Here is a 5,611-nt window from a genome sequence, read left to right on the forward strand (position 1 = left end):
GAAGCTCTCGCGGGCGCGGGCCTGCGGATGGTCCGGCGCCTCGGACCAGTCCAGCACCGGCGCCACGCAGGCGTCGGTTCCCTCGAACAGAGCCACCCATTCGTCCCGCGGCCGGGTCCGCAGGATCCGGGCCAGCCGCGCGCGCTGCGCGGGCCAGTCGGCGGGCGGGCCCTGCCGCAGCTCGGTGGCCCCGGGGCCCAGCCGTTCGAGGAAGGTCCGCGCGAACCGGCCCTCGATGGGGGCCACGGCGAGGAAGCGGCCGTCCGAACATTCGTAGGTGCCGTAGAACCAGGCCCCGCCGTCGAGGAGGTTCGCCTGCCGCCCGTCCTGCCAGGCCCCGCCCGCCCGGAAGCCCCAGATCATCGCGGCAAGCAGGGAGGCACCCTCGGTCATGGCGGCGTCGACCACCTGCCCGCGCCCGGTCGCCCGCGCCTGCAGGAGGGCCGCCACCATGCCGAAGGCCAGCATCATGCCGCCGCCGCCGAAATCGCCGATGAGGTTCAGGGGCACCGCCGGCGGCCGGTCGGCGGGCCCCAGCGCGCCCAGAACGCCGGAAAGCGCGATATAGGTCAGATCGTGCCCGGCCGTCGCGGCCAAGGGCCCGTCCTGACCCCAGCCCGTCATCCGCCCGTAGACGAGGCGCGGATTGCGCGCATGGCACTCCTCGGGCCCGAGGCCCAGCCGCTCCATCACGCCGGGCCGGAAGCCCTCCATCAGCCCGTCCGCCTGTTCCGCGAGATCGAGGAGCAGCGCCACCCCCTCGGGCCGCTTGAGGTCGATCGCGATGGAGCGCCGCCCGCGCGCCAGCACGTCGAACTCCGTGTCCATCAGCGGGATCTCGGCGCGCGCCGCGAGCGGATGGATGCGGATCACCTCGGCGCCCGCATCCGAGAGCATCATCGCGGCGAAGGGGCAGGGGCCGAGGCCAACCATCTCGACGATCCGCACTCCTGCGAGCGGCCCGGCGGGGGCTTCTCCGGAAGCCTCCGGCCCGGCCGCGGCGCGGCTCACGCCATGCCCCGCAGGATCAGCATCTTCTGGATGTCCGAGGTGCCCTCGTATATCTGGCACACCCGGACATCGCGATAGATCCGCTCCACGGGAAAGTCGCGGCTGTAGCCGTAGCCGCCGAAGGTCTGGATCGCGTCCGAGACGATCCGCTCGGCCGCCTCCGAGGCGAAGAGCTTGGCCATCGCGGCCTCGGTGAGACAGGGCTGGCCCGCATCCTTCATCCGGGCCGCATGAAGCACCATCTGCCGCGCCGCCTCGAGCCGCGTCTTCGCCTCGGCGAGCCGGAAGCCCACCGCCTGATGCTCGATCAGCGGCCGCCCGAAGGAGGTCCGCTCGCGCGCATAGGCCACCGCCGCCTCGAGCGCCGCCTGCGCCATGCCGACCGACTGGGCCGCGATGCCGATGCGCCCGGTCTCGAGGCTGGAGAGCGCGATCCGGTAGCCCTCGCCCTCGGCCCCGATCCGCAGCGCCTCGGGCACCCGCAGGCTGTCGAAGCGCAGCGCGCAGGTGTCGGACGCCTCCTGCCCGAGCTTCTCCTCGAGCTTGACCACCTCGTAGCCCGGCGCGTCGGTGGGGGTGAGGAAGCAGGTGATGCCCTCCTTGCCCGTGCTCCCCTCCATCCGCGCGAACAGGATCGCCCAGCCCGCAAGCCGCCCCGAGGTGATGAAGACCTTCTCGCCGTCGATCACATAATCGCCGCCCGCGCGCCGCGCCCGGCTGCGCAGCGCCGAGGCGTCCGAGCCCGCATGGGCCTCGGTCAGGGCGAAGGCGCCGATGAAGGCGCCCTGCGCCGCGGGCCGCAGCACCGTCTCGCGCTGCGCGGGGCTCGCGAAGCGCTGGAGGATCGCGTTGAAGGGCGCGTTATGCACGCTCATCACCGTCGAGACCGCGCCGTCGCCCGCCGCGATCTCGATCAGCGCCAGCGCATAGCTCACATAGTCGGCGCCGACGCCGCCCATCTCCTCGGGCACCGTCATGCCGAAGAACCCGAGCTCGCCCATCTGCGCGAGCACGGCCGGCTCGATGGCCTTGGCCTTCGCGCGGGCCGCGGCGCCGGGCGCCAGCACCTCGCGGGCGAAGGTGCGCGCCATCTCCTGCACGAGGCGCTGCTCGTCGGTCGGAACGCTCATTTCGGTGCCATCCGCAGCGCGCCGTCGAGCCGGATCGTCTCGCCGTTCAGCATCGGATTGGACAGGATGTGGAGCGCGAGGGATGCGAATTCGGCAGGCCGGCCGAGCCGCGAGGGGAAAGGCACCGCCTGCCCGAGGCTCTCCTGCGCGGCCTCGGGCAGGCCCTTCAGCATCGCGGTCTCGAAGATGCCGGGGGCGATGGCGCAGACCCGGATGCCGAGCGGGGCCAGCTCGCGCGCGGCGGGCAGGGTCAGCCCCACGATGCCCCCCTTCGAGGCGGCATAGGCGGTCTGGCCGATCTGCCCCTCCCAGGCCGCCACCGAGGCGGTGTGGATCGCCCCCCCCCGCTCGCCGGTCTCAAGCGGCGCGAGTTCCGCCGCGCCCGCCGCGAAGAGCCGCAGGAGGTTGAAGCTGCCCACGAGGTTCACCTCGACCGTGCGGCGGAACTCCTCGAGCGGCATGACGCCCGCGCGCCCGAGCATCTTCTTTGCCGGCGCCACCCCCGCGCAATTGACGAGGATGCGCGCCACCCCCTGTTCGGCCGCGGCCCGCGCCACCGCCGCCTCGGCGCTCTCGGCCGAGGCCACGTCGCAGCCTATGGCGAGCCCGCCGATCTCGGCCGCGACCGCCTCGGCCGCGGGCAGGTTGAAATCGAGGAGCGCCACCCGCGCCCCCGCCGCCGCCAGCGCCCGCGCCGTGGCCTCGCCCAGTCCCGATCCCGCGCCCGTGACGAGCGCCGCCTGATCCCGAAGGTCCATCAGACGAGCTCCACCGCCAGCGCCGTCGCCTCGCCGCCGCCGATGCAGAGCGAGGCCACGCCGCGTTTCAACCCCCGCGCCCGCAGCGCCTCGATCAGCGTCACCACGATCCGCGCGCCCGAGCAGCCGATCGGATGGCCGAGCGCGCAGGCGCCGCCGTTCACATTCACCTTGTCGTGGGGCAGGTCGAGGTCGCGCATCGCGGCCATGACCACCACCGCGAAGGCCTCGTTGATCTCGAAGAGATCGACCTCGGCCGCGCGCCAGCCGACCCGCTCGAGGAGCTTCCCGATGGCGAAGATCGGCGCCGTGGTGAAGAGGTTCGGCGCCTGCGCATGGCTCGCATGGCCGCGGATCGCGGCGAGCGGGGTCAGCCCGTGCCTCTCGGCCGCGCCGGCCGAGGCGATCACGAGCGCCGCCGCCCCGTCCGAGATCGAGGAGCTGTTGGCCGCCGTCACCGTGCCGCCCTCGCGGAAGGCGGGCCTGAGCTGGGGGATCTTCTCGGGGCGGGCGCGGCCCGGGGCCTCGTCCACCGCCACCCCGTCCACCGCCACCAGCTCGGCAGCGAAGCGCCCCTCGGCAATGGCTGCCTGCGCCCGGGCCAGCGAGGCCAGCGCATAGGCATCCTGCGCCTCGCGGGTGAACTGATAGGCCTCGGCGCAGTCCTCGGCGAAGGTGCCCATGGCGCGGCCGCGGTCGTAGGCATCCTCGAGCCCGTCGAGGAACATGTGGTCCAGCACGCGCCCGTGACCGATCCGGTAGCCGCCGCGCGCCTTGTCCAGCAGATAGGGCGCGTTCGACATGCTCTCCATGCCGCCCGCCACGACGATGCCCGCGCTGCCCGCCCGGATCGTGTCATGCGCGGCCATGGCGGCCTTCATCCCCGAGCCGCAGACCTTGTTCAGCGTGGCGCAGGGCACCGAGAGCGGCAGCCCCGCGCCCAGAGCCGCCTGCCGCGCCGGCGCCTGCCCGAGGCCCGCGGGCAGCACGCAGCCCATCACCACCTCCTCGACCGCCTCCGGGGCGAGGCCCGCCCGCGCGAGCGCCGCCGAGATCGCCGCCGAGCCGAGCTCCACCCCCGTCCGGCCCTTGAGCGCGCCCTGAAAGGCGCCCATCGGCGTGCGCGCCGCCCCCGCGATCACGATCGGTTCCGCTGCCATGAAGCCCTCCCCTGCCTGCTGACCGGCGGAGGCTAATCCGGCCGGCCCGCGCCGGGGAAGGGGAAAGGTCCCGCGCCGCGCCGTGACGTTCCGTAACGGTTCCTGCGACCGCCGGCACCGTGCCGGAGCGTCACGGCGCGGACGCGGGGCCCGCTCAGGCCTCCGCTTCGGCGCAGATCAGGTGGAAGAAACTCCCCGTCGTCTGGCCCCGGCTCGATCCGGTCTCGGCCACGGCCCGCCCTTCCGCATCCCGCACCTCCGCCAGCGGCGCATCGGGCTGCTCGAGGATGGTGGAATAATGGAACTCGTGGCCCCGCAGGAGCGCGCCCGCCGCATGGCCGGGCGCCCGTGCCAGAAGCCGCGCCGAGCGGTAGCCCAGATGCAGCCGCCGCCGCTCGAAGCTCGTGACGAGGCCCAGAAGCCCGGCCATCGCATGGCGCTCTCCCGCGGCATCGACCAGCGCCTCGCCCAGCACCATGTAGCCGCCGCATTCGCCATGGACGGGCCGCGTCGCGGCATGGCGGCGGAGCCCCGCGCGGAAGGTCGCGGCCGCGGCGAGCCGGCCTGCATGCAGCTCGGGATAGCCGCCCGGCAGCCAGACGAGATCGGCCTCGGGCGGCGCCTCGTCGGCGAGCGGCGAGAAGGGCAGGATCTCGGCCCCCGCGGCCCGCCACCCCGCGATCAGATGCGGATAGACGAAGGAGAAGGCCGAATCCGACGCGAGCGCGATGCGCTGCGCCGGCGGGCGGGGCAGGGCGCCCGGCGGGCCGGCCCGGGTTTCGCCCGCGGCGGCACGGATCGCGTCGAGATCGGCATGTTCCGTCAGCAGAGCCGCGAACTGCCCGATCGCCCCTTCCAGATCGGGATGCTCGCCCGCCTGCACCAGCCCCAGATGCCGCTCGGTCAGCGCCAGATCGCGCCGCCGCGGCAGGGCGCCCCGCACGGGCAGCCCCAGCCGCTCCATCTCGCGCCGGATCAGGGCCTCGTGGCGCGGGCTCGCCACATTGTTGAGGATCACGCCGCCGAGCGCCGGCGCGTCGGGATGCTGCGCGAAGCCCTGCGCGGTCGCCGCCGCCGACTGCGCCTGCCCGCTCACGTCGAGGACGAGCAGCACGGGCCAGCCGAAGCGCCGCGCGATCTCGGCGGCCGAGCCGCGCCCGCTCGTCCCGGGCACCGAAGTGCCGTCGTAAAGGCCCATCGACCCTTCGGCCAGGGCCAGATCCGCCCCCTCCGCCGCCCGCACCAGCGAAGCGAGCAGCGCCTCCGGCATCGCCCAGCCGTCGAGATTGACCGAAGGCCGCCCGGCGGCCGCCCGGTGAAAGGCCGGATCGATATAATCCGGCCCGTTCTTGAAGGGCTGCACGACGAGGCCCCGCGCGCGGAAGGCGCGCAGGAGGCCCAGCGTCACCGTGGTCTTCCCCGATCCCGAACCGGGCGCCGCGATCATGAGACCCGGGGGCAGCAGGGACAGGGTCGACATGGGCTCTTCCTCTGTAGCGGCGGATCCGGGTCCGCCGGGGCCCGAGGCGCGGCGCTCCGGCAGCCCGGCCGC

5 protein-coding genes are annotated in these 5,611 nt (G+C 74.2%); all 5 read right to left on the minus strand.

From position 1 onward, the window contains the following. A partial coding sequence (locus tag A9O63_RS02750) for a CaiB/BaiF CoA transferase family protein (RefSeq protein WP_328585880.1) occupies positions 1-1,071 on the minus strand: 1,071 nt, incomplete at its 3' end. Further along, entirely contained in the window at positions 1,008-2,141 is a 1,134-nt protein-coding gene (locus tag A9O63_RS02755) for an acyl-CoA dehydrogenase family protein (protein WP_069330557.1), read from the minus strand. The genes A9O63_RS02750 and A9O63_RS02755, both read right to left, overlap by 64 nt. Beyond that, positions 2,138-2,899 (minus strand): SDR family NAD(P)-dependent oxidoreductase, encoded by a 762-nt coding sequence (locus A9O63_RS02760; RefSeq protein ID WP_069330558.1) that lies wholly within the window; start codon positions 2,897-2,899, stop codon positions 2,138-2,140. Before A9O63_RS02760 ends, A9O63_RS02755 begins: the two co-directional genes overlap by 4 nt. Further along, positions 2,899-4,059, minus strand: a complete 1,161-nt coding sequence (locus A9O63_RS02765; RefSeq protein ID WP_069330559.1) for an acetyl-CoA C-acyltransferase — start codon at positions 4,057-4,059, stop codon at positions 2,899-2,901. Before A9O63_RS02765 ends, A9O63_RS02760 begins: the two co-directional genes overlap by 1 nt. Before the next feature lie 154 nt (positions 4,060-4,213). Next, positions 4,214-5,539, minus strand: coding sequence for a cobyrinate a,c-diamide synthase (locus A9O63_RS02770; protein WP_069330560.1), 1,326 nt, complete (start codon positions 5,537-5,539; stop codon positions 4,214-4,216). Between the last annotated feature and the right edge of the window lie 72 nt (positions 5,540-5,611).

The organism is Cereibacter johrii, from assembly GCF_001720585.1.
GTDB classification, from domain to species: Bacteria; Pseudomonadota; Alphaproteobacteria; order Rhodobacterales; family Rhodobacteraceae; genus Cereibacter_A; species Cereibacter_A johrii.